Annotated in this window: 20 protein-coding genes; 8 read left to right on the top strand and 12 right to left on the bottom strand. The window is 50.7% G+C overall.

Going from position 1 to position 23,701, the window contains the following annotated elements; translation table 11 throughout:
* The first annotated feature begins 7 nt into the window (after window positions 1-7).
* Window positions 8-1,573: an exosortase C-terminal domain/associated protein EpsI gene (locus MD273_RS07045; protein WP_239037034.1), complete on the top strand. Its 1,566-nt coding sequence runs from the start codon at window positions 8-10 to the stop codon at window positions 1,571-1,573.
* On the opposite strand, the gene MD273_RS07040 is transcribed toward MD273_RS07045, so the two are convergent.
* Together MD273_RS07040 and MD273_RS07035 are read right to left on the bottom strand one after the other, a co-directional pair.
* A complete protein-coding gene (locus MD273_RS07040; RefSeq protein WP_285229121.1) occupies window positions 1,518-2,726 on the bottom strand; it encodes a DegT/DnrJ/EryC1/StrS family aminotransferase in 1,209 nt (402 codons plus the stop codon). The genes MD273_RS07045 and MD273_RS07040 overlap by 56 nt on opposite strands.
* A 34-nt stretch (window positions 2,727-2,760) precedes the next feature.
* On the bottom strand, window positions 2,761-3,891 hold the full coding sequence (locus MD273_RS07035) for a glycosyltransferase family 2 protein (protein ID WP_239037032.1): 1,131 nt from the start codon (window positions 3,889-3,891) through the stop codon (window positions 2,761-2,763).
* A gap of 200 nt (window positions 3,892-4,091) precedes the next feature.
* On the opposite strand from MD273_RS07035, the gene MD273_RS07030 reads away from it, so the two are divergent.
* The 6 genes from MD273_RS07030 (at window position 4,092) to MD273_RS07005 (ending at window position 11,157) form a co-directional block, all read left to right on the top strand.
* The gene (locus tag MD273_RS07030; protein WP_239037031.1) at window positions 4,092-5,114 is read left to right on the top strand and encodes a polysaccharide deacetylase family protein; all 1,023 of its coding nucleotides are present in this window, start codon (window positions 4,092-4,094) and stop codon (window positions 5,112-5,114) included.
* Entirely contained in the window at window positions 5,111-6,298 is a 1,188-nt protein-coding gene (locus MD273_RS07025) for a glycosyltransferase (protein ID WP_239037030.1), read from the top strand. The genes MD273_RS07030 and MD273_RS07025 overlap by 4 nt, the downstream gene beginning before the upstream one ends.
* A complete protein-coding gene (locus MD273_RS07020; protein ID WP_239037029.1) occupies window positions 6,295-7,518 on the top strand; it encodes a glycosyltransferase family 4 protein in 1,224 nt (407 codons plus the stop codon). Before MD273_RS07025 ends, MD273_RS07020 begins: the two co-directional genes overlap by 4 nt.
* Window positions 7,519-7,581: 63 nt before the next feature.
* Window positions 7,582-9,051 (top strand): lipopolysaccharide biosynthesis protein, encoded by a 1,470-nt coding sequence (locus MD273_RS07015; protein WP_239037028.1) that lies wholly within the window; start codon window positions 7,582-7,584, stop codon window positions 9,049-9,051.
* A gap of 244 nt (window positions 9,052-9,295) precedes the next feature.
* Window positions 9,296-10,150 carry a polysaccharide lyase gene (locus tag MD273_RS07010; protein WP_239037027.1) on the top strand — a complete coding sequence of 285 codons (855 nt, stop codon included), beginning with the start codon at window positions 9,296-9,298 and terminating at the stop codon, window positions 10,148-10,150.
* Window positions 10,151-10,173: 23 nt separating this feature from the next.
* Complete coding sequence (locus MD273_RS07005; protein WP_239037026.1) at window positions 10,174-11,157, top strand: glycosyltransferase; 984 nt, start codon at window positions 10,174-10,176, stop codon at window positions 11,155-11,157.
* 22 nt (window positions 11,158-11,179) lie between these two features.
* Here MD273_RS07005 and MD273_RS19140 read toward each other — a convergent pair whose 3' ends face one another.
* Together MD273_RS19140 and MD273_RS06995 are read right to left on the bottom strand one after the other, a co-directional pair.
* A complete protein-coding gene (locus tag MD273_RS19140) occupies window positions 11,180-12,538 on the bottom strand; it encodes an O-antigen ligase family protein (protein ID WP_239037025.1) in 1,359 nt (452 codons plus the stop codon).
* Window positions 12,528-13,094, bottom strand: a complete 567-nt coding sequence (locus MD273_RS06995) for an arsenate-mycothiol transferase ArsC (RefSeq protein ID WP_239037024.1) — start codon at window positions 13,092-13,094, stop codon at window positions 12,528-12,530. Before MD273_RS06995 ends, MD273_RS19140 begins: the two co-directional genes overlap by 11 nt.
* Window positions 13,095-13,436: 342 nt before the next feature.
* Between MD273_RS06995 and MD273_RS06990 the strand changes: the two genes are divergently transcribed.
* Window positions 13,437-14,432 carry a carboxylate--amine ligase gene (locus tag MD273_RS06990; RefSeq protein WP_239037023.1) on the top strand — a complete coding sequence of 332 codons (996 nt, stop codon included), beginning with the start codon at window positions 13,437-13,439 and terminating at the stop codon, window positions 14,430-14,432.
* 16 nt (window positions 14,433-14,448) lie between these two features.
* On the opposite strand, the gene MD273_RS06985 is transcribed toward MD273_RS06990, so the two are convergent.
* The 8 genes from MD273_RS06985 to MD273_RS06950 all read right to left on the bottom strand — a co-directional run bounded on the left by MD273_RS06985 (window position 14,449) and on the right by MD273_RS06950 (window position 23,655).
* Window positions 14,449-15,492, bottom strand: a complete 1,044-nt coding sequence (locus MD273_RS06985) for a polysaccharide deacetylase family protein (protein WP_239037022.1) — start codon at window positions 15,490-15,492, stop codon at window positions 14,449-14,451.
* An 18-nt stretch (window positions 15,493-15,510) separates the two neighbouring features.
* Entirely contained in the window at window positions 15,511-16,644 is a 1,134-nt protein-coding gene (locus tag MD273_RS06980) for a glycosyltransferase family 4 protein (RefSeq protein ID WP_239037021.1), read from the bottom strand.
* 61 nt (window positions 16,645-16,705) lie between these two features.
* Complete coding sequence (locus MD273_RS06975) at window positions 16,706-17,686, bottom strand: GNAT family N-acetyltransferase (RefSeq protein WP_239037020.1); 981 nt, start codon at window positions 17,684-17,686, stop codon at window positions 16,706-16,708.
* On the bottom strand, window positions 17,683-19,011 hold the full coding sequence (locus MD273_RS06970; RefSeq protein ID WP_239037019.1) for a FemAB family XrtA/PEP-CTERM system-associated protein: 1,329 nt from the start codon (window positions 19,009-19,011) through the stop codon (window positions 17,683-17,685). Before MD273_RS06970 ends, MD273_RS06975 begins: the two co-directional genes overlap by 4 nt.
* Before the next feature lie 19 nt (window positions 19,012-19,030).
* Window positions 19,031-19,897, bottom strand: a complete 867-nt coding sequence (locus MD273_RS06965; protein ID WP_239037018.1) for an XrtA system polysaccharide deacetylase — start codon at window positions 19,895-19,897, stop codon at window positions 19,031-19,033.
* A gap of 35 nt (window positions 19,898-19,932) precedes the next feature.
* Window positions 19,933-21,216, bottom strand: coding sequence for an outer membrane beta-barrel protein (locus tag MD273_RS06960; protein ID WP_239037017.1), 1,284 nt, complete (start codon window positions 21,214-21,216; stop codon window positions 19,933-19,935).
* Entirely contained in the window at window positions 21,209-22,129 is a 921-nt protein-coding gene (locus MD273_RS06955) for a P-loop NTPase family protein (protein WP_239037016.1), read from the bottom strand. The genes MD273_RS06960 and MD273_RS06955 overlap by 8 nt, the downstream gene beginning before the upstream one ends.
* A complete protein-coding gene (locus MD273_RS06950) occupies window positions 22,126-23,655 on the bottom strand; it encodes an XrtA system polysaccharide chain length determinant (protein ID WP_239037015.1) in 1,530 nt (509 codons plus the stop codon). Before MD273_RS06950 ends, MD273_RS06955 begins: the two co-directional genes overlap by 4 nt.
* Window positions 23,656-23,701 lie beyond the last annotated feature (46 nt).

Genomic DNA, 23,701 nt, shown 5'->3' with positions numbered 1-23,701 from the left:
GGAGCAAATGGAATTTGTGAGTATGAGGTCTCTCCCTGCCAACGTGTTGGTCGGCCTTCTGGCCTTTCCGCTTTTCGGCCTGTCACTCTGGGATGAGTGGTCGGACTATTTTTACCTCTGGTCAAATTCGATCATCTACATCCACGGCTTCCTTATTTTTGGCAGCATCGCCTTTCTGCTATTTCTCAAAAAGCAACAACTCGCAAAGTTCCGGCTGGCTTTCTATCCGTCGGGTTTGCTTGCGCTCACCGCTTTTTCAGCCACCCTCATCGTGGCCAGAGCTGCGGATATTCAGGCCATTCGACTGGCATTGGTTCCGCTGATTATTGTTGCGTGGGGTTTCTGTTTATGGGGACGGCCCTTTCTGAGACATGCCGCGCCGGCAATACTGCTGCTTCTGTTTGCAACGCCAGTTTGGGACGAACTATCGCCTCTCCTCCAACACGTGACGGTTTTTTTTAACAAGCAGTTACTCTCTCTGAGTGATATACCCGCAGTCATCGAAGCCTTCTACATTACAATCCCGGGAGGAGTATTCTATGTGGCCGACGGCTGCAGTGGGATCAGATATCTGATGGTGGCACTTTTTATCGCCGTCTTTCAGGGCATTTCCTACGACGACCCTCCGTTAAAAACGCTGGTTTTGACCGCAATCGCCGCCCTGCTATCAATGGTCTCCAACTGGATTCGGGTGTTTGGCATTATCGTCACCGGATACTACACCAACATGGAGACCTCGCTGTTGTGGGAGCATGAGGTTTTTGGCTGGGTAATCTTCATTTTGATCACACTGATTCCACTCCTTGTCATTTCCGGAAAATGGAATAAAGAGAAATCAGACAGTCAAAAGCACCAGGCCGCAGCAACGCAGTTTTCTCCCTCTCATGAAACAGCGTCGCGGCCGTACCAAAGGTATTCTCGTTCCGTCGTTCTGATGATAGCCATCGCAACATTGCCAGTGATTGTGCTCCCGCTCGTGATGCTTGGCCAGGAAAAGATGCAGTCGGCATACTCCGAAACATGGTCGCCAGAGATGCCCCGCCCAACACCTCCATGGCGAGGCCCTCTGCCCCATGCAGAGTTTTGGAGCCCGAAGTATTTGAATCCGGACATTGTGCTTTCCGGTATCTACATATCGAACAACCATAGGGTTCAGATGCAACTGGTCGGGTACCGGGAGCAAAGGCAAGGCAAGGAGCTGATTTACTATGCCAACTCTCTCTACGATCCCGGTGAGTGGGTCCTGGTCAGACAGAGTTCACGCGACATTGGCCAAACCAATCCCTGGGACCTCACGGAAGTGACGGAAACCGTGCTTTCGTCAAGAACTCAAGCTGAGCACCTCGTGATATGGTCCTGGCTCATGGTGGGAGACTACGCCAGCGCTTCCCCGTTGGAGATCAAGCTAAGGGGTGCCCTGAAGAAACTGAGCGGAGATGGACGAGCCGCCCTGTGGGCGCTTGCCAGCATCTGTAACAGCAGTTACGAAAACAACTGTGAGCATGAAAGAAAAGCTCTCAGGGAATTTCTGGCCCATGGCATCGAGCCCCATCACCGGGAGTTTCTCCGGTAATCAGATTACCCAATACACCGACAACGGCCGCCACGTCCTGGCTTTCCACGCCTTCATGGGCGGGTAGTGTCAGCAACCGGGCTGCAAAATCTTCGGCATTTGGCGCGCCTCCCCGCCTGACCAAGTCTTCCACACCAGGAATCCTGGCTACCGGTTTCCCATAGAAATCGTTGGCACCAATTCCCCGGTCATTGAGAGCGCACACAGCCTGATCCCTGATCGTTCGCGATGGTGCCAGAAACGCAAAACGCAGTACCGACAAATCCCCGGTATTGGAAGCCTTGCCGCCACTCGCAGGAACATTGATCAGTTTCCACTCCAATGCCTCCAGCCTCAGCAGTTCCTTCACATAGATCCTTTGCTGCACCGCCAGTTCCTGCAGGCACTGTGCACCCGACAGCACCAGATCCCGATTCAATTCCAGACGATAAATCGGTGCCATCGGCTTTAATCGGGTCTCTCCCAGGTGCAGAAACGGGCTGCGCTCCAACAGGCCGTAGCAGATCCTGTTCTGCAGCAGTGCATTGAAAATGGCTCGCCGTATCTGCCAGACACGCCCTGCCCTAAGGTGCTTTAACGGATAACACTCAAGTCCTCGATCCAGCTCTGCCATATGGTCCTTCCGAACAAGGAGTGCTCCTCCCCCGGTAAGGTTGATGGGCTTACCTCTCCCGAAACTGAGAATTGAAAAGTCTGCCTCGGCGCCATAAGAGGAAGCGGGGGGATAACTTTGAGCGGAGTCGTCAATGAGCGTAATCTGTCGGTCGGCGCAAAGTTGGGCGATTGCACCGAGGTCCTCGCCATATCCGAGGAAATTCACCGCAACGATTGCGACGGTGGAGTCAGAAATTGCCTGCTGTAAGGCGTTGAGGTCGAGACGCGGAACGCTGGGGCAAAAATCTACCGGCACCGGTGTTGCCCCCTGAGCGACAATCGCAGTCACCAAATCAGGACAACAGTAGGCCGGGATGATCACCTCCGGCTGTGTGCAGCCAGGCCGCCACTTGACTGCTGCCAGCACTGCCATCGCCAGTGCCGCTGTTCCTGAACTGACGAATCGAGTGGCATACCTTGGCTCCCAGGGAAACCGCCTGTTTTTGTGTAGTGACGCCAAGGGTATGGGGTTGCCTACCGGCCTGAGTTTACTGATCATCGACTTTGCCTGATCTCCCTGAATGCCGGATCAATCATCTCCTCGAGGGCTGCCAGACAGTCATCCGTTTACCTCCCAGAAAGCTCAGAGTGGCGTGAGCTATCGCAAGGTTCACCTGTACAAAGAAATAGGGCAACTTGACCAATCCACTCTGCCGCAACGAAGGATAGAGCATTCCGACCCCAACCACTCCGTAAAAAGCGAGTTGCCCAATAAGTGCGAGCAGATAAATGCTCCCGGTGCCAGCCAGTACCAGGGAAGTCAATAACAGAGAAACCAGGAACCATGGTACCGCCCATCGCATCAATTTGTGCCCGAACACCTGGAAGGCAAACCACCCATAGCGCGTTGGATCAAGAACTTCCGGGTGCCGGCTCATCGCTGTCAGGCCCCGGATGATGGTTCGGAGCTTTCGCTGGTATTCCCGCCTGACGTCACTCACGTCCTGATAGAATCCCAAAACGTCTGGAGCAGTCACCGCGATATAGCCGTGCCGGACACAACTGAGGGCGGTGTTGAAATCGCTGGGCGAATAGATATCCCAGTCGTCACAAATCTCCCTTCGGACAGCAAAGAACGATCCGCTCAAACCGACGAGACCTGCCCGTTGGGATTCGAGCCGGCGCAACCACATCTCGTACCTGACATATGCCCCCTCGCCCGCCACGGTACCGTCACGGCTGACGAAACGATCTTCGCTTGAGACGGCCCCTACCCCAGGATCGGAAAAATACGCAACCAGTCGTTCCAGCGAATCCTCCGGAATGGAAGTCGCCACGTCGGAGAACACCAGAATCTCTCCGTTTGCCACCTTGATGGCCTGCAATTGCGCATATTCCTTTCCCTTTCGTTCGTTCGCCCGAACAAGCATGACCCCCTGATTCCGAAATTCGGTAACAATTTGGTCGGTACCATCAGTACTGGCATCGGAGGCAACGATCACCTCCATCCCGGGGTAACTCAATTCCAGGGTGTTCGCAATTTTGTCCCGAATCCGCCCTTCCTCATTGTGGACGGTAATAATCAGTGAAACTTTCGGGGCTTGTTTGCCCCGACCGTCTGACGCGGGCACAGTGCGAGATGGCAGCAGTTTGAGAACGGCGGGGTAGATGAGATAGCTGAACAGCGCCCCAAAAATTGACAACCAAAACAGAAACTTGAGCATGTCCTTCCCATCCATGTGAAGCTGCGTAGACGATATTATTTTATCCAGTATAGACGGTGTTTTTGGTAAAATGTTCTACAATAAATAGGCGATTTCGGTGTCATAAATACGGAAACGGATGATGCCGGAGAAGGACGTTTCAGAGATGGCCCATGGAGTTTGTGGCCAATGATAAGCAGGCCCAAGGAGGGTGAAGCCGTATGCCCGCTTTAGCAGTCGGTGTGAAATCCGCGGCCCATGTTCTGCTGGCTGCGTATGGGTGGGCACACATTCGATATTTGCAGAAACCCACACTGCTGATTCTCACCTATCATCGCGTATTGCCAACAGATCACCCCGAGCGCTCCTCAGAGCAACCAGGGATGGTCCTGAGTCCTGAAATCCTCGATCAGCATATCCTGCTACTTAAGCGGTTACAGGCAACCTTCATCCATCTCGACGACTGGCTGGACTCTCCGGAACTCCGTCCTGAAGGTCTTGCCGTGGCAGTTACGTTTGATGACGGCTGGAAAGACAATTTTGACTATGCTTACCCCGTATTACGTCGACACGAAGTCCCCGCCACAATCTTTCTTGCTACCGCATTTATCGGCACCCGGGACAGGTTTTGGCCCGAACAGATTTTGGAGAGACTAACGTCCGGCACCGTTGGTCAGGACGATCCCTTATCGGACTTGCTCAAACCCTATGTCAAGAATTACCCGATCGCCTCCCGGGCGCTCACGCCACAAGAAGCCGATGAGGTGGTCGAGAAGCTGAAAGCTCTGCCCGACAGCCAGATCTATGCCGCACTGTCTGTACAGAATGGCCGGCAGCAGGAGTCAGGGACAGAAGCTAGAAAACGGAACATTCTGAATGCCGACGAACTCAGGGCCATGGGTGACTCGAACCTCGTGAGATACGGCACGCACACCCGAAACCATTACCGGCTAGATCTTCTGGAAAAAGCCGGACATCCGTTATCTGAGGAAGTAGTCGGATGCATTCAGGACGTACTCAACCTTGGTATTCCTTATTCTCCGATATTCTGTTATCCGAATGGCAGTCAATGTGAAGGTGCAGAGCGCCTTGTCAGGCAACACTATGCCGGGGCATGTACCACCTCCCGCGGGTGGAACCATGCGAGTTCCGACCCATATAGCCTGAAACGAATCAACCTGCATGATGGCAACAGCCATAGCCCTTCGCGTTTCTTCTCCAGTATCGCTCGAGGTCTCCTATGAGAAGCCACGGCGCCCTCGAAACAGCATCCGGACTAGCCGCTCCATTGCGGGTCTTACATGTCGCTTCAGGAGACCTGTGGGCCGGCGCCGAGAACAGCACCTACCATCTTCTCAGAGCGCTTGCGCACAAATGTTCGGTTTATGCAGTACTCCTTAATCATGGAGAACTGGAGAGACAACTGAAGGCCGAATCCATTCCCGTAACCGTTCTCGACGAATACCAGAGAGGGCCATTTCGAATTCTTCGGGATTTACGAAAGATATTGCAGATAATCAGGCCCGATGTAATTCACACTCATCGTCAAAAAGAAAACATCCTTGCCACTATCGCTAACCAGACGACTCTCCACCAACCCTTGATCCGGACCGTGCATGGACTCCCAGAGTCCGGGCGCAATCTCAGAAGTGAGATTATCCGTTACCTTGATCAACTTTTCGGAAAGTACGCCACGAGCGGAATCATTGCTGTATCTGAGGACTTAAAGAATCAACTGGGAACAACTTACCCTCCTCAATCGATCAAACGCATTTATAACGGCGTAGATGCCCAGTTATTGATTGACCGGGTAAAAAAAGCCGACCTCAGGATAGATTTACCCAAGGGTGACCATGTTGGAATCATCGGCAGGTTGGTCCCGGTGAAAAGAATCGACGTGTTTATTGAATTGGCAAGACTAGCAAGCGCGCAAAACACCGATATCCATTTTCATATCATTGGAGACGGACCGGAGAGACGAAGCTTGGAAGCCTTGGCTGGACAAAAACTTATCCAAAACAATCTGACGTTCCATGGCCACCGCGATGATATTCCTTCATGTATTCGAGCCCTCGACGCGATAGTGATGTGCTCGGACCACGAGGGCATGCCGATGGTAGCACTTGAGGCGCTTGCCCTGGGGACACGTTTATTGGTTCATGACGTCGGAGGGCTTCACGAACTGCGTGGCCAACACAATGTATGCCTGATCCCATCCAATCGACCTGAGCTGTATCTAAATGCGTTGTTAGCCAAAGATGATACTGATAAACCCAGGCAGCCAATTCAAGAGGCCCTCACGTCCGAAAGGCAGGCAAGAGAAACTCTGGATTACTATTGGTCGTTCCTCCCAAATATAAGCGATTCAAAAGTCGACGCGACAGACAATTTCAACGATTCCAACTATGGAAGGAAAAGTCAGGAATGAAAGTTCAAGTCATGGCTGACGCCGAACAATGGGAAAGCCTCGTGCCAACTGAGCTTGATCATACGCCATCAATCCTGGTTCTGTTCCACTGTGAATCTAATCCAGGGTTTGCTGCCTCATCACATGAACACACATTTCTGCGGGCAGCGCTCAATCTCGCTGGGAATTACTCCAAAGTTCATTTTGCCTACCGGGATCTCAGTCGCGGCATGACGCCCTCCCTACCCCAAGAATTAGTCAATATCATCCAGATTGATAACAGCTGGAACACCCCCGGCCGACTTTTACCGATTCAGCGTTACATTGAGCAAAACCGGATATCTATCGTTTTCGGCTTTGATCAACCCGTCCGAAGACCTCTCTACCGATACCTGAGAAAAGGCGGTGTAACCACCTTTGTGTCGTATTGGGGAGCCCCGATGAGCTCTTTGAACAAAGGATTCAAGCTCTTACTCAAGCGCGTAGATGCCCGACTCAGTCCTTGGGGGCCAGACCATTACATCTTCCAATCTGAGGGCATGCGCAAAACTGCCGTACACGGTCGTGGCATTCCAATTGCGAAAACCTCGATCGTCAGAACCGGTATCGATACTGACGTTTTCTTTAGAAACCCGAATCAAAGGTTTTACTGCCATGAAAGCTTCAACATACCAAAAGACCGTAAAATTGTTTTCTTCTCAGGGCATATGGAGCCCAGAAAAGGTGTTGGGGTTCTGGTAAGAACGGCGATGCACCTCATTGACCAGGGCTACCAAAAAGCCCACTTTGTCATTCTCGGTAACCGCCATGGACAGGAGCAACCTTATCTCGAATTACTTGGTGAGCACCCTGCACGCAACCATGTCACATTTGGAGGTTATCGGAGTGACATACCAAGCCTGCTGTCCGGATGCAGCCTTGGACTGATCGCTTCCACTGGCTGGGACTCCTTTCCAATGTCATCACTGGAGATGTCTGCAGCTGAATTGCCACTTCTGGTATCTGATCTGCCGGGCCTGAGAGAGACCGTCCATGATGGCGCAGGTGTAACATTCGAACCTGGCAATATTGATGAATGCGCCCGGAAAATACGTCAACTCCTCGATGATCCCGACACTGCCGCTGTCATAGGAAAAAAGGGGCGGGAAAGGGTTTTGAAGGGCTACTCTCGAGTACAGCAAGTTGAGGCTATTGAATCAATAATCCGCACCCACGCCCGACTCAAAAGACCGGAGACCTGATCGGAAACCTCCCATGATCACCCCGTATCTCGACTTCAATCGAACTCTCCTGAGGACAGCATAATGGCTCAGGGGAAACAAATCATCGGACATTCTCTCATTTATGCTCTGGGGAATATCTCACGGCATCTGGTCAGCTTCATTATGCTGCCAGTGTACACGCATTACCTGACGCCAGCAGATTATGGTGTCGTTGGTCTTTTGATATTTTTGGTAAGCCTTATCGAGATAATGTTTGGCGGCCATATGTTCCAAGCAGTTCCGAAATACTATTTTGAGGAAAGGTCAGAAATTCGCCAAAAAAAAGTCGTGTCGACAGCCCTTATTGCCACTTTTCTATTCAGCGGCCTGTCTGCTTTGGCCTTGACAGTATTCCGCGATGGAGCCTCCTTTATTCTATTTGGAAGCGCTGAATACTCACTCTATGTCGCTATGTTCTCAGTGCTTATTCTTACTCATGCATTAGAGAATTATGCATTTACCTATATAAGGATTTTGAAGAAACCCTGGACCTTTATATCTTTAAACCTCATAAAGTTGGGAGTCCAACTCAGTCTCAACATCATCACCGTCGTCATATTGGAACTCGGGCTATTGGGGATCGCAATCAGCGCGATGGCATCATCAATCCTTATTGCTTCCTTCCTGACATATTATACATTATCAAAAACCGGGCTTTCCTTTAACTCCGCCATATTTAGAAAGCTATTCCGATTCTCGTGGCCATTATGGGTATCTGGCATTGCAGGTCTATATATAGGATCTTCCAATAGATTTTTTATCCAATTATTTTCAGATCTGGATGCGGTCGGTCTTTTTGAGCTCGCAGCAAAATTCGGAGCAGTCATTTCCATGCTCATCTGGTTTCCCTTCTCTCAATATTGGCAAACAGAGAGATTCAAAATCGCACAGCAACCTGACTGTATGCCCACTTTCCGAAATGTTTTTCTTTTTGTATCGACGATCCTTGTGTGCTCCGCCATGGGTTTGAGCATCTTATCTAAGCCCGTGCTCGAGTTCATGTCCGACGATTCGTTCCATTCCGCCGTTAAAGCCATTCCCTATCTAGCATTTGCCGCGGTTTTCCAAAGCCTGACTTACTACAATAATTTTAGCTTCCTACTCACGGAAAACACAGGATGGGTAACAAGAAATACCTTCCTGACTGCTACGGTTATAACTCTGCTTTACATAGTCCTTATTCCGAGTTTCAGTTATGTTGGAGCTGCCCAGGCATTCATGCTTGGAACTATTTTTGAATTTTCTATCACGTTCCATTTTGCAAAACGATTTTTTGATATGCACCTACCAATATTTGCCTTTATAATTCAGCTTTTTATTTCGTTCTACTTCATATATCTAGTAAGCTCCGACAGTAATATCCTTCCGCTGGATGCACTTTTCTATTCAATTATCGGATCTTCTCTAAACATATTTACAATATTTATTTACTCAACACCAAGATCGATAGTCATTAATATTTTTTTCAAGGGAAGAGGAAAACTGAACAGTCTACTTAAAAGCTGGCATTAGTGATGCTACTGAGATTGAGGCTCGAAAAATGAAAATCATTAACTTTTCTTATTACTTTTTTCGCTTATGAAATAGTTAGTTATAAACACATCAGCTAGTTACAACCTTACAATTTGAAAACAAATGCTGAAATTGCTTGCGCCCCAATAAGTACCATCGACTATAATCAAAGAACCGCTGGTGAGTGCCAATGCGAAACTTATCAATTTAATCTCCTTTAACATATTCCTTGGAGATCAACGTTATGAAACCATCCAAAATAATCCTAGGAGCATTAGGCCTGTCGTTTCTGGCATCGATATCGACTCCGTCTTTTGCCTGGACCAGAAATCTAACCTTCGAAGATGGGCGAGTGGGCTCCCAGGCACAGGGAACAGCCTCCGACTTTGATGGTGCCTCAGGCGGCTCCTACATCACAGATGAAAGGGTGCTAAGAGGGAGCAAGGCTGCCAAACTGACAGTCACGGGAGGCTCCACCGCGTACGGTGAGTGGGGAGGCGTAATCGATTTTCCGCGGAAGCTGGGAAAAGGAGATGAGATCTGGTTCAGTGTGAACACGTTTTTTCCCGACGGTTTTAATTACGACTCTTCCGGCGAGGGTAGCCACCTGAAGTTCCTCAGGGTCCACGTTAACAACAGTGGTGGCTCGAACGTAGGTTATAACGACTGGTACATCAATCCCGAAGCCTCCTCAATTCCTCACAAATTCATTTTTGAAGGCCAACAGCAGTGGTTCACCTACGGAGCCCCCTCGGATGAACCCCAGCGAGGAACATGGGAGAGTTACGAAATGTATATCAAATTCGATGATGTGCCGGTCGATAGTGGCGGAAATGCCATCGTAAGAGTATGGAAAAATGGCCAGCTACTTCGTGAGATTACCGGAGCGAAAACCCTTCGGAATGCCTCAGATCTCTCGGACCGGGCCCACCTGTTCACCTATTGGAATGGTGGCGCTCCGAAGACCCAGCATATGTACGTCGATGACATTGTTCTCACTTCGGACACGCCTCCTTATCGCGACGCCCAAGGCAACCCTATGGCTACCCAAGTTGGAGACGTGAGTGCTCCTGCGGCACCAGACCTCTCGATCGAATAGTTTTCTGAACACGGATGTCCGGAATGCAAAAGGAATTAAGGACCGATGCCCTATGGATTACGTGGGAGCGGCAGACCCGAAACAGGTCTGCCAGCACCTATGTTGGCGCCCCCCTGCTTGAAATTATTGAACAAAACTCACCGCGACTTGTTCGTTATTTTAAGAGTACCTGGAGGACGCTAGGAGCTGTCAGAGGCTATCGACCCAACTATCTGATCGCACAAAATCCTTCGGTTGTATTGTCGTTACTTGTTTTGGTAATCAAACGTTTCAGAAAATGCAAAGTCATTATCGACGCCCACAACTCTGGAGTATATGGGACGGGAGTCGAAGGAAACCTGCTGCAAAGAGTAAACAATTACATAATTCGAAAGGCGGACGCCGTGATAGTAACGAACTCTGATCTGGCACGCCATGTTAAGGCCCTGGGTGGAAACCCAATAGTTTTGCCTGATCCACTGCCAACACTTAAGAACACCTCCCAAGAACCATTTCACCCGAATAATCGTCTCAAGGCTCTGTGTATCACCTCCTGGAGTGACGATGAGCCTTTTTCGGAAATACTGAATGCTTCATCTCGTTTTACGGGTGAAATCGATTTTTTCTTTACCGGGAATTACCGGAAAGTACAGACGCTCCTTCCTCAGGTCATTCCGGAAAATGTAACTCTGCTTGGATTCGTGGACGAGGATTCCTTTCAACATCACCTTTTTTCATCAGACTTTTGCATAGATTTGACCAAGCGTAACGACTGCATGGTGTGCGGCGCTTACGAAAGCATTGCGGCCGAAAAACCGATTATTCTGACAGATACGCCAGCACAAAGGGAGTATTTTACGAAAGGTGCGCTTTTCTGTGACCCGACAACGGAGTCTATCGCTCAGGAAATCGAAAACATGCAACAGAACATAAGTCGTCTAAAGTGCGAAGCGTCTGAACTGAAAAGTGATATCCTGGAAAAAGAACAAGCTCAGAGGCAACCGGTTATTGAGCAATTCTACAGCTAAGCTAAACACCAATTTTCCTGCCTCAAGGCTCAGGCCTCTGAAGCCTGTCGCAGGCCTCTACTCCGTGAGCACCCGCAAACCGGACAGCTTTTCGGGCTCTTTCTTCACCAGCAACCATCTCTTTTATAATTATATTTTCGCAGGAAACAAAGATCGCAAAATGAATCCACAAAAACGGGTAGTAGACTACGGACACAAACTGCCCAGCGACAACGAAACCAACCAAAGAGATGTTAAGCCCATCTAAAATGTTCACGAAGAGCGGATCCTTGCCCTGAGACCTCAAACTTTTTTTGAGAGCTTTCGTTTTCAGGTATACATAAATAATCATCGACAAGTAAAGTACGAGAGCAGGATAACCAAGGTCGGCTCCAACCTGAATAAAAATATTATGAGGAAGCTCTGCTCTTGAATAAAGCATATCCTCCGGATAATATTTTTCATAATAGGGAATGTAATTATAATAACCGACGCCCAACCACGGGTGGGATTGCATCATTTTAAAGCCATTTTCCCAGTATAATATCCTCTGTTTGGAAGATACATCCTGACCAATGTTCTCAAATCTCATTTTTTGTTCTGGCGGAAGAAGATACCAGATAGAAGCGCCTACCAATAGCACTGAAGCAATAACCTTTAATCTAAGGACGAACTTGAGGTTTTTGAAAAGGATTTGGAAAATCAACGCCAACTGTCCACCGCGAGAGCTGGAACCGAGAACAACCATCATTGCGGTAACAGGCATTGCTGTCAGGATATAATACTTCCATTTTGGCAGGTGATTTCTGAAAGACTTGGCAATCGCCCAAGCAATTGGCCAGAAAACAATCATTTGTATCGCCAATTCACCTGAATTCTGAAAAAATCCTGGAGGCCCCATCAACCCCCAAGTGGTAAAGCTAAATCCTCTTCCCGCCCATGTTAGGGCAAGTGAAAACGACAGCTTGAAACTGGTTAACAAAAATATAAAAATAAATATCAAAAATCTTCTTCGGGTATTAACAATATTTACGATTATGAAATATATTATTATCCAAGAGTATGAATTCTTAAGTACTGAAAATGAAACGTCGGGTTCAATTGCATGCCAACTTGAAAGCAAAATAAAAATGAACCATAAAATTAACCCCTTATTTATTGGCGAACTCACCCACTTTCTTTCATTACCAAAAACAAACCCCAAAATAGCACCAACTACAGCCAACTGCGTCCAAGGTATAAAATCCAGCCAACTATATATGGACTGAGGCCGATAATACTCAAAAAACAGGTACGCACAAACCATCTTGAAAGCAAAGCTTTCACTTAAAAAATGGCGAAATATCGGCTTAACCTTCAGTCCATAAAATGATTCTATTGGGACTTCTTTTTCAACTTTCACAAATCATTCCCTTGACAGAGTCGATAATAATTGACTCACATCTATTAAAGTACTGTATAGAACAATTAAAAGGGTCATGAATATATGCGATACTCTGCGGATGCCAACAACCTATCAATCCAAGTCTTGATACATTTATATTCAATTCTTTTATTAATCTTAGGTGTCTCGGCTCCATGCCAATAATTATGTCATTTTCAGCGAACTCAAAGTCTCGCACATTCTTGGTCCGATGGTTTTCCAGATTGAGCTCAAGTCTTCTGGCAAACTTGATCGCCCTGTCATCTGCCGGATACCCGCTTTCGCATTCTATACCGCATGACGCAGCCACCCTCCCTAATTTTCTTGCGTAAACCTCCGCAAGAGGGCTTCGACATATATTACCCATGCAAACAAATACCAGTCTTTGGTCTTGATCGAGATTTCCAACCCGGAACTGACGATAGAGACCCAGATTCATCACAGCCTGATAAGTCAAAAATCGAAGCATCCCCTTTTTAGATCCGTATTTATGTTCGAGATGTTTCGTCATTGAAGAATCCGCAAGAGCTTCCATCTCAGTTTCCTTGATACTGTTATTTTCTATTTGAATTAGCCTTTTCCGTTTGATTGCCTAGAATCAATACTGTGATTTGAGATATAGACGGAGTTCGCCAATGGCTTATAAGCCTTTGTCCACCCGCTCGGACACAGCAAAGGAGTGCAATCGAGCATGACCCCACACATTCTGATACTTGATGGTAATCAGCGAGCCTCACTCGCGGCTACCCGGTCACTCGGAAAGCGGGGATTGATGGTAAGCGTAGGCGAAGCTACCAGTCAGTCTCTCGCGGGAAGTTCCGGCGCTTGCGCTCGACGAATGCAATACCGTGACCCATTTGAGACCCCCGATCATTTCATGGAGGATATTCAAAATTACGTTAGTACGCATTCGGTCACGTTTTTACTGCCAATATCCGAGGCGACTACCTATATCATTCTGGCGCATCGACACCTTCTACCGAATCACTGCATCCTACCGTTTCCGGATTCCAGTGATTTTGAGATCTTGGCAGACAAGAACCAGCTTTTTCATCTGGCACAAGATCTCAACCTCCCGTTCCCCGAATCCGTCTGGTGCAAGGATCGGGAGGACGGGCGGTTGGCAGTTGATTCAATTCGTAGCTTTCCTGCGGTTCTGAAACCTTCTAGATCCAGGATCGTTTTGCCTGACCGGATCATAACCACCCATGTGGTTATTGCCCATACACGAGAAGCCGTGGAAGCAGCCCTCAGTAGGCACGACTTTTTTTCATACCCGTTTACTATCCAGTCGTTTGTCAAAGGGGAAGGTCAGGGAATCTTTGCCCTTTACCGGGAGGGAAAGGCCATCTGTTTCTTTGCCCATCGGCGTTTGCGTGAAAAGCCCCCAGAAGGAGGAGTGAGCGTGCTTAGCGAATCAACTCGGGTTTCCCCCCGTATGCAAAGCATTGCTAAATCTATCCTGGACCACGCCCATTGGAATGGTGTCGCCATGGTTGAGTTTCGGGTAGCGAAAGATGGGACTCCCTACTTGATGGAAGTGAATCCTCGTTTTTGGGGCTCATTACAACTCGCGATTGATTCGGGAACCGACTTTCCCTACCTGCTTTACCAGTCTCACTGCATGGAAGATCAGTTAATCCCGCCTACTTATCACAAACAGCGCTTACGCTGGCTTCTAGGTGACATAGATCGACTTTACCTGGTCATGAAAGCCCCGTTAAGCAAATATTCGTTGTCCTCAAAATTCATGAACCTGGTAGCCTTCTTCATTCCCCATGCGGGCACCCGCCATGAAGTGAACAGATTTGGGGATATGGCACCGTTCTGGTTTGAGCTAAAAAGGTATTTTAAAACGCTTTTAAAGCGCTGAGGTATCCCGTGAAGCACTATCCGAAAACTCTGGATTTCATGTACTCCACCCAGGTGCAGCATTGCAACAAATCGGCCATATTACTCGGAAAGCCGAAGCGTGGAAGCGAAAACAGATCCTGAGCCGTTTTTCCCTTGACGAAATAGCCAGGCTCGGCACTGACAGCCCCCACGAAGCCATGTTTTCGGGCTAGCGCCTTTTCCCTTTCTGTAAAATCAACAAAGCGCCCCACCGGATAACAGAATACGTTGCTTGGATTGAGAACCTCCTCCAAGAGACGACGCCTGGAGCCAGCAATCTCCTCTTCGGACTCTTCGTCATTAAGACTCGACAATAACTGATGTGTCCGGCTATGTGCGCCATATTGAATAAGAGGACTTTCCAATTCCCGGGCCCTTTTCCATTCAATTGCTTCGTACCCGCTTGGCGCTGAACGTGGGACTTCCACACCCGCTTGAGCGATCACGCTTTCTACTAATGTTTCGGCCTGCATGGGAAGCGAAGCCTTGATGATTGTGCGCAAAACTCGCGACGAAGTTCGACAGTCCTCATCCGTCTGGAAAGTCAATTCAAGTTTATGTTTTCCGAGCGTTATATTCATACATGGCATTTGGACGTTATTGCATATCCAGGATATCTTGGCGTCCCAGGGCCAACTCAAACCATCAAGAAAGTCCGTGATGACAAAACACGTCAAAGGGCACGAATGTGCGGAAAATATCTGAGCAGCGATCTCGATCTGGTCAGCGAATCCATCGTCTATCGTAAACGCGACAAGTTTCCGGAACCGTTCCAGCTCTACAACCTTCAACTGAACGGCCTCATCAAGTGAGATAAACGTAAAGCCCTTCTTCTTTAACCGGGTCAAGGCCTCGTCAACGAAATTCGGATCATGTCCGCTAACATTCACGCCTGGTTTCTCAAAGCGGTGCAGCAGGAAAACCGGAATAATCGGCGGGAAGAACATACGGGCGACCCGGTCCAGCCCGGAGTGGGTCAGCAGATTGATAAAAATTTGTTTGGAGGAGGCCCTTTTGGGTCCTGTAAGCGATGCCGCCATTTATTCACTCCAGAATAATCAGGGCGTTTGAACCTCGTCAGAATGCATCCAGGGTCGGAGCATCTCCTGGTAGAGGGTCTGGTAGGCCTCAAGCATGGCCTGCCGGGAGAAATTTGCTACGGCGTGGCGCTTAGCTGACTGAACCAGCCGTTGGGTGAATTGTTGCGACTCCAGTCGCTCTATCCCGTCAACAATCCCCTGAGAAGAGTCCGCTTGGACCAGGATTCCGGTCTCGTTATCTTTAACAATCTCTTCAGGCCCTCCGCTTCGCGTCGCGATCACGGGAACGCCCGACATCATGGCTTCCACGGTTGAAATGGAGAACCCTTCTGAAATCGAAGGCAGCAGGAAGAAATCCGCCTGGCCCAACAAGGACTCCACATCCTCGCGAAAGCCCAGGAAATGGATATTGCCGGCAAGTCCCGCTGCATTAATCTGGCTCACCAGCTGACCGTAAAGCTCAGCACGCTGATGCCCCACTATCACGAAATGGTGATCTCTGCGTTGAGGTACCAGTTTTGCCGCTGCCTCAACCAACCTGTGATACCCCTTTGCCGGGCGAATATTGCCAATAGAAAGTATGATTTTCGCCGCAGGGGGCAAGCCAAGCTCCTCCCTCAGAGAGCTTGCCCGAGAAATTCCAAACCGGCATGGATCGACCCCATTGTAGATCAACCGCAACTTATGCTTCGGCAAGGCACTGCGGGCATTCAGACTGTCCTGAAGTTGCCCTGAAACACAGACAATCGCACTGGCGCCGGCACCGACAATTTTGAATTTGGTTTTCAGGAAGCGTTCTGCAGCGGCCACGTCGACATTGCCATGAAAAGTCGCAATCATCGGTTTCTGCGTAATCAGGGCCGCTGCAGCACCGTAAACATTCGAGCCAAGTAGATGCGCATGAATCAGGGAAATATCGCGTTGGCGGATCAGTTTAACCAGCTCCAGCAGATACCGGATATTAAAGCTGCCCTTTGAATCGATGATGACGGGCTCAAAACCCAGAGACCGGATCCTTTCACTTACCCACCCTTCACCACGAAGCACGATCGTAGGCTGGTATCCAGCTGAATGAAGCCCGGAGATCAACTCAACAAATACCGTTTCAGCACCTCCCGGGCCTGTCGTATCAATCAGGTGTAACACATTCATACTCGGCGGTTCCTCCGCTCGCTGAACCTCGCTGGACTTCTCCATTACACCGGCACTGTGTCTACCCTTTTACACGGTAAAGAAGTTTGAATGGCAGGCTACGCACTAACATGACCGACTCAACCTGTTCGTGCTGGTTCGCAATGCGTGACTTATAGTTTTCGTTCTTGCCAGTGCCCGCCAGCATGTCAAAGCACTGCACCTGTTCATCAGTGAAAGCCTGTTCAATACAGTAACCAAGATGAAGTGTGCCCAACGCCAGCTTCTTGTGGAAATCAGGCTTGAATCCACCCTGTATGTTGTAGATCCGCCCATTGTGCAAAACGTTGTAAAGAACCGATATCGGCTCACCCTCCCAGGACATGACGGATAACATCGGCTTTCCCCTCTCATCCGGAAGGCGTTCCAGAAATGCCTTCTGAAACTTCATGCCTTTTTCTCCACCAAAACAGGGTCTTCCCCAGCGGGCGCGATGGAATTCGTCCAATTTTTCCAAGAAACGGTCTCTCTCAGCCGATTCTGCATCGACTACAGTAATCCGACCCAAGGATTCCAGAATCTTTCGACGGTTGAATAATTTCAGTCGGGAATTTGATCCTAGTGAGGCCAGGTAGTGGCTGAACTCACCCCTGGTATCAACAGAGTATGAGCAATCGGAGCTCAGAGAGCGCCAGACCCACCCCTCTTGGGCAGCCAGTTTTTGCAGGGCTCTGTAATCCGGTGACTCAACCTTCACATCGCATAATGCGGCCTCGGTCCAACTCTTCGATTTGAGTGCATTGCTTACCGCTCTAAAAACCGATTCCGGAGATTCCTCCGGGCCAGTAAAGCAGTTGTATTCAGTTCTGGGAGTGGAAATGGTGCGATGAGCGGTGCCAACAAACTGAATCGACCGCACCGGGAGGCCTTTGAGAGTGTAGCGAGCTTCATAAAGCCCGGAGGTTTTGCCGTCCCACTCCTGGGTAAGTGTGAAACCTTCGGTATCGCCGTAGGTTTCCCACCAACTTCCCTGCCATGCATGAGTCTGAAAAACACTACTCAAGGCAAACTCCTGACAATGCCTGGTCCGATCATTCGGGTGGTCCAGACTGGCAAATGCTTCCATATCGCTATCAACAAACGATACCTGGGATTGTCCGGGTTCAATTGCGGCAATGACCCACCGTTCGAAAGAAGGTAGTCCCACGCAAGGGGAACGGGCGTTCCCCCCCACTGCTGTTTGAACCGCCAGGTGCCGCCCCCCTTTGAACAGCGACCAAAATCGAAAATGGAATAGTTCCGCTGGATCGCAAACTCCAGAACCTTCCAGTACATCACCATGTTCGCTCCCGACGCATTATGGTTGCGCAGGGTTGACGCCCAGGGAATTTCCATCGTATTGCGGAAACCCGTCAAAAAAGCACCGCCAACCGCTCGCCCGTCCAACCTGACCAGCACAAGCCATGCCCTGCCACTGAGCGTTTCGAACAGGTTCCGGAAGAAATTCTTGCTACAGACCGGCGTCCCAAGGTCCCGCATGTTGTGTGCAAAGACCCTGTAGAAGTCATCCAGCAATTCGACACCACCGATCACCACCTCATCAATTGCCCTCTCGCCACGCCGCGCCTGGGACCGCACTTTCGCAGCCAGGCTTTTCCAGAGGATCGAAGGCTCTGAGGGTAATGGCAACCAGAACGTGTACTTGTCCCTGCGCTGGGGCAAACCGATACCGACATCCTGAATGTGACGAAGCTCCAGGTGTCGTGCTCCCAGGCTCATTCGCCAGGCGTTGGCCTCTTCAACCAACTCTCTGGCAACCGTCGTGGAGTCCGCCAACACGCCTCCATAATTGAAGTAAGGGACCGAACTCACAAAATTACCGAACAGACGACTTTTTAGCTGCACCAGGGGCAACACACCCACCACCCGCGAATCATTATCCAGAGCACACAGGTAACGGGTCTGATGCCCGTAAATATCAGCAATAAACGAATTCACTGCGGTCGTGTGCCAGACTGTACCGGCGGGGTGGGCTTCAACGTAGGCATCCACTGACTCCTTCAACAGATCCGAATCGAAGCATTCACGGATGAAAACCGGACCAGACGCGACCCTGTCGAGAACCGGAGATGGAATTTCGGGAACTCCGCCAGGTGAAATATCTTCAACAGGGGCGCTTACGGCAGTCAGTCGTTTCTTGATGCCTTTCTGCATCTGTTTGATCTGATCTGAGAGATTCCTGATTTCTTCGGTAAGGCGAGCAACATCCTGGCCGGCTTTTCTGAGCTCAGCAATTTCACGACCGAGCTTTCCCTTCGCGGCCCTGAGTTCCTCCAGCCTGTGCTTGTCTGCCTGGATCCGTGATTCCTGGCCAGACAGCTCGTTCACCAGCAAACTCATCACTAACTCACACTATCACTGGATCTGCGGAAAACCGGACATCCGAAAGAACATCCGTCACCGTGCCGAAACGAAAATCGGCCAATAACGACACCAGTCGGTCATAACATTTGTCCAGATTGTTGTAGTGGCGAAAGCGGGACAAGAATCCGACCTTCAGGCGTGGCTGACCGGGATCGACCTCCCAAGGGTGCAAATAGAATATGAACGGCTGCCCACCGGCGTTTATGCGCCCCAAGCCCCATTTGGTCAGCGAATAGGGAAACAACCGGAAATAACCTCCTCCGGCTACCGGGAGGCGATAGCGTCCGAGGGGGCATGTCGAAAGGGGAAATTCAATCAGGCTGGAGCCGTTGGGCGTTTGCAGCCGGTACGGCTGGTGGGGTGTGCCAGGCATTCCATATCTGTCGTGACGAATCGGAAAAATCGAGGAATCCCACTCGAACCCCTCCTCGCAGAGGATGTCCAGCGCCCAGCGGGAGCGCGTCGTTATGGAGTAACTCGCTGCACGGTAGCCTTTTATGGGCTCACCCAGGATATCCTCAAGAATCCTTTTTGACTTCCGGGTTTCTTCCCGGAACACCGCAGGCGACTGGCTGTAAATTAACTGGTGACTGTACCCATGGCTTGCGACCTCATGTCCGGCTGCACGAATTGTGCGAATCAGGCCCGGTGACCGCTCTGCGATCCAACCCAGGGTAAAGAACGTCGCTTTGGTATCAACGTGATCGAGTAAGGTGAGGAGACGGTTGGTATTGGCCTCCACCCGATATTCCATCGAATCCCAATCCTCGGGCCTTACTGCCTCTGCGAGCGCGGCGACCTGGAAATAGTCTTCCACGTCTATTGTCAGAGCATTCCGTATGCTGTCCATGATGCCTTTCCCTGGCCTTGTCATTCAGTAGCCAATCAACGGAACTGATAACTCAGGCCGAGCAAAATCCAGTTTTCATTGTATTCGCGGGAAGCCACTTCACTCTCCCGACGCTCATGACCAACTCTCCCGTTTACGACGAGTTTTCGGCTCATTTGATAATCCAGCCCGACTGCCACGTCGATGACATGATCATTGGAGTCGATTTCGCCACCATAATCGTAGAAATCGTATCCGATGTCCGAGGTGAAATTGACTACCTGGGAAACGGGCCGCCGGTAATTCACCCCCAAGCCGGCCCTGTAATCTGTCAGATCCGTCAGGAGATAGTCTGTTGCGGCGCCGTACGCGGTGAACAGCAACCGACTCCCGTTACTAAACCGTTTATCCAGGGAGCCGCGGATCGCAGTTACTTCCACAGGTGCCGTTTGCTCCAGATTGAAAACAAAGGAACCGATTTGGATGTCGAGGTTCGAGGTCTGGTCTGTTAATTCCCGGGTCGCCTGGACGGAGAGCAGTGTCGAAGGATTAATCTCACGTTCAAGGAGGAGATCTCCGACAATGGCTTCCGCCTCAGTGCCGGAACCGTTCAACCGGCTCTCCAACTGACTGGCACCAATCGATCCGCTCAATCGCGTCACCACCCACTGCTTGGTAAATGTCACCGCCAGGGTGTCAGTGTCGATCTCCTGCCCGGTGTCCAGCTCCGCACGGTCCATCTCGGCAAACAGCCCCGCCGTTGTACCTGAGCTGAACATGTGATTCCAGGCTGCGGACCCGAGATAACGCTCACTGTCAGGCTCCTCCGGCTCGCTGTAATCTGTTTGTTGGTAGGCAACGCGAAACTCCGTTTCATCGACTTGGCTCAGGCGAACATTAAGCACCGGCCCGGTTCGAAAGACGTTTTTGCGGGTGGTGTTATTGGGGGTGTCGGCTTCCCGAGAGTTCTGGTCAACATCCCTTAGCTGGTCGGTCAGTTCCCATGAGACGTTATCGGTCATCTGGCAGTCACCGAAGAAATCCAGATTGCTGTAGATTTCCGGATCATAGGTATCATCGAGCCAATATCCGTAGCCGAATCGCGAGCTCAAATCGGCATTACACCTTCCAGGATCGCTACGATAAGAGACTCCAAGGCTGGTGATAGTTTCGATATCACTGGTCTCGTCTGTTGGAGTGCGCTCCATATTATCGCTGTAACGCCCCTCCACCGAGCCGTCTATCCTGACGGGTTCCGCCAGAACGGATGCACCGGCCAGGGCTAACGCCACCCCTGCAACGGACAGTTTTCGACAGCCGATTATTCTTGCTCTAGCCATTGATCACTGCTCCTACGAACTTCTCCGGAAGGAAAGCCAACGCGGCCTGCTCTACAGCTGTGGGGCTGACACGGCCATGGGGGACAACCAGCATGGCGTAGTCACAGATTTCTCCCAGGATTCGTGCGTCCGGAGAATCGCTGATCGGAGCAGTATCGAACACAATGAATCGGTCCGGGTACCGGCGACGCACAGCCTGGACAAACTGCTTCATCCGGAAAGACGTAAAGAACTCCACCGGACTCTCCCGACGGCTCCCCGCGGGTATCAACCTGAGTCGGGGTATGCCCGTGGGATAGAGTATCTGGGCGATATCGAAATCCGGGTCCTCGAGGAAATCGGTCAACCCATATTCGGGCACCACATCCACCAGGGAGTGGAGTGTCGGTTCCCGCAGGTTGCAGTCGATGACAACGGCGGTCTTGGCCTGGTCAAAAGCGAAAGCGGCGGCCAGATTGAAGGCGACAAACGAACTCCCTGCCCCACTGCTCGCACCACTCACTACCAGCGTGAAATTGTTTCCGCCGGATTTCTCTACGAGTTTCGTTCTCAGATCCCGGAATCGGTTAACCAGAGCCCGGTCCGGAGAGTCGGGATAAATGATCCGCCGCTCTTCGAGGTCTTCGCGGCTTAAACGCCGCGGCTCCTGCATCCGGGCAATCTGTTTGCTGATGACGTAGCGGTCCACGGCACCCGGGCCCAACTCCAGCGAACTGGGGACCAGCATCCGGGAATCATCCCATTCAGAATAGGGAACGCCGTTTCCACTCAACTCACCCTTGGGCTCAGGACCTTGATCAATCTCCCGATTCAGCCAGTACTTGCCCGGATTTTGCTTGCTGTCTTCGTTTTCAAGCCCGCTATTCCCATCCTGGATATCGGGGTTATCGTACGGTCTTTCGCGGCCACTCATGCGATCACCCCCATCATGGTCCCGACAGCTATCGAAACATAGACCAAAGCCACTGCAATCCCGCAGAGAATCACCAGCCTCAGCACACGCCGCTCCCGGCGTTTCTCGTAGGGGGTTTTCATTTCGGGCAATTCAGCAAGCACCGGAAAACCGAGGCTCTCTTCCAGTTGCTGGCGTGCGCGTATTCTCGGATCGATCTGTAGCAGCCCCGCAACCAACCCGAAGGGTGCGAGCAGACCAAGAAACAGACCGGCTACCGCAAAGGTGGAAAATCTCGGACCACTGGTACCCCTCGGAAATTGGGCCGCCTCATTGATACGGTAGTTAAGGCCCTGACCCTCGACATCCAGGTGCATCGATACCCTGGCCTTTTCCCGACGCTTGAGCAGGTCATCGTAAATCTCTTTATTGACCTCCATATCGCGCGTTAGCTCGGCGTATTCCGCTTTGTTGTCCTGAATCCTCTCCATCCGTCGGGCTTGCTCGGCCAGGAGCAATTTCAATGCGCGAATGCGGGTCTCGGTGGTCTGGATACTTGCCCGGGTCTCCGCCAGCGATGACCTGACCTCCTGATAAACGGGGTTGGAGATCGATTCGCCATCCCTTACTACCCTCTCCGGATTTTCCGAGGCGAGGGCCTGTTGGCGCTGCTTCCGCAACTCATCAATCTGCTCGCGAAGAATAACAATGTCGGGATAGGTGTCATGGTACTTGAGGCGCAGGTTATCCAACTGCTCCTGCAATGACTGGATCCGGGTCTGGTAAATGTCCTCCGAGCGTCCCTGCAACAGCATGGGATTGATTCGCGCCAGCTCACCTTCCAGCGACCGGGCCCTGGTCATGAGTTCCTGTCGCTCCATTTCCGCAACTTCGATCTGACCTCGAAGGCTGGCTATCCGCTGATTTGCCTCCGATTCGGTACCATCCACATTTACTGACAGGAAGTTTTTTAGCCGTTCCTCGACACTTGCAAGCTGCTGTTCATAACTCTTGACCTGCTTGTCAATGAACTCGTAAGCGTTGCGGCTTTCGGCCCGTTTTCTCTCGCTGGTCTCCTCTATGAAGAGCTGCCCGAGCTTCTGGGCGACCTGAAACGCCTGATTCGGCGATGCTGCGGCGAAGCCGATGCTGAAATAACTGTCACCTCGGGGTTCGACGCTCACGTTTCTTCGGAGCGTCGCAATTCTATCCTCCAATTCTTCCGGTTCCAGAGTGGCAGCATCAGGCCCGAAAAGAGCGGTGTCTTTAGCAATGGTTTCCATGATACTTCTGCTCCACAGCAACTCCTGAGCCGCAGACGCCCGGTCATTGATCTGGGTAGTGACGGCACTGCCCTCCATCAGTGGTCGAATTATGTTTCTGTCATCGACAAAAATGACCACCTGGGATTCATACTTGTAGGGCCAGAGAAATCCGGCAAGCAGCACACCGAAACTCACGACGGTGAATAACACCAGAGCAAGCCACTTGCGTGACCTCACTTCCCTGAGGATTTCATTTGGTAGTTGGGAAAGGGGCATATCCATAGCTAGTTACCTTTCACGCGACCGCAGCCCTCATGTGAGCCGCTGC

The organism is Marinobacter sp. C7, assembly GCF_022343555.1.
Classification (GTDB): Bacteria; Pseudomonadota; Gammaproteobacteria; order Pseudomonadales; family Oleiphilaceae; genus Marinobacter.
The sequence above is the reverse complement of the archived record's forward strand: the minus strand, read 5'-3'. Positions and strand labels throughout refer to the sequence as shown.

Coding starts and splice junctions, on each gene's coding strand:
- MD273_RS06990 (WP_239037023.1), top strand. CDS start 13,437: ATGGAGGATATTCAAAATTACGTTAGTACGCATTCGGTCACGTTTTTA.
- MD273_RS06985 (WP_239037022.1), bottom strand. CDS start 15,492: ATGGCGGCATCGCTTACAGGACCCAAAAGGGCCTCCTCCAAACAAATT.
- MD273_RS07015 (WP_239037028.1), top strand. CDS start 7,582: ATGGCTCAGGGGAAACAAATCATCGGACATTCTCTCATTTATGCTCTG.
- MD273_RS07045 (WP_239037034.1), top strand. CDS start 8: ATGGAATTTGTGAGTATGAGGTCTCTCCCTGCCAACGTGTTGGTCGGC.
- MD273_RS06965 (WP_239037018.1), bottom strand. CDS start 19,897: ATGGACAGCATACGGAATGCTCTGACAATAGACGTGGAAGACTATTTC.
- MD273_RS07010 (WP_239037027.1), top strand. CDS start 9,296: ATGAAACCATCCAAAATAATCCTAGGAGCATTAGGCCTGTCGTTTCTG.
- MD273_RS07005 (WP_239037026.1), top strand. CDS start 10,174: ATGCAAAAGGAATTAAGGACCGATGCCCTATGGATTACGTGGGAGCGG.
- MD273_RS07040 (WP_285229121.1), bottom strand. CDS start 2,726: ATGATCAGTAAACTCAGGCCGGTAGGCAACCCCATACCCTTGGCGTCA.
- MD273_RS07035 (WP_239037032.1), bottom strand. CDS start 3,891: ATGCTCAAGTTTCTGTTTTGGTTGTCAATTTTTGGGGCGCTGTTCAGC.
- MD273_RS06950 (WP_239037015.1), bottom strand. CDS start 23,655: ATGGATATGCCCCTTTCCCAACTACCAAATGAAATCCTCAGGGAAGTG.
- MD273_RS06995 (WP_239037024.1), bottom strand. CDS start 13,094: ATGGAAGCTCTTGCGGATTCTTCAATGACGAAACATCTCGAACATAAA.
- MD273_RS07030 (WP_239037031.1), top strand. CDS start 4,092: ATGCCCGCTTTAGCAGTCGGTGTGAAATCCGCGGCCCATGTTCTGCTG.
- MD273_RS06960 (WP_239037017.1), bottom strand. CDS start 21,216: ATGGCTAGAGCAAGAATAATCGGCTGTCGAAAACTGTCCGTTGCAGGG.
- MD273_RS07025 (WP_239037030.1), top strand. CDS start 5,111: ATGAGAAGCCACGGCGCCCTCGAAACAGCATCCGGACTAGCCGCTCCA.
- MD273_RS06955 (WP_239037016.1), bottom strand. CDS start 22,129: ATGAGTGGCCGCGAAAGACCGTACGATAACCCCGATATCCAGGATGGG.
- MD273_RS07020 (WP_239037029.1), top strand. CDS start 6,295: ATGAAAGTTCAAGTCATGGCTGACGCCGAACAATGGGAAAGCCTCGTG.
- MD273_RS06980 (WP_239037021.1), bottom strand. CDS start 16,644: ATGAATGTGTTACACCTGATTGATACGACAGGCCCGGGAGGTGCTGAA.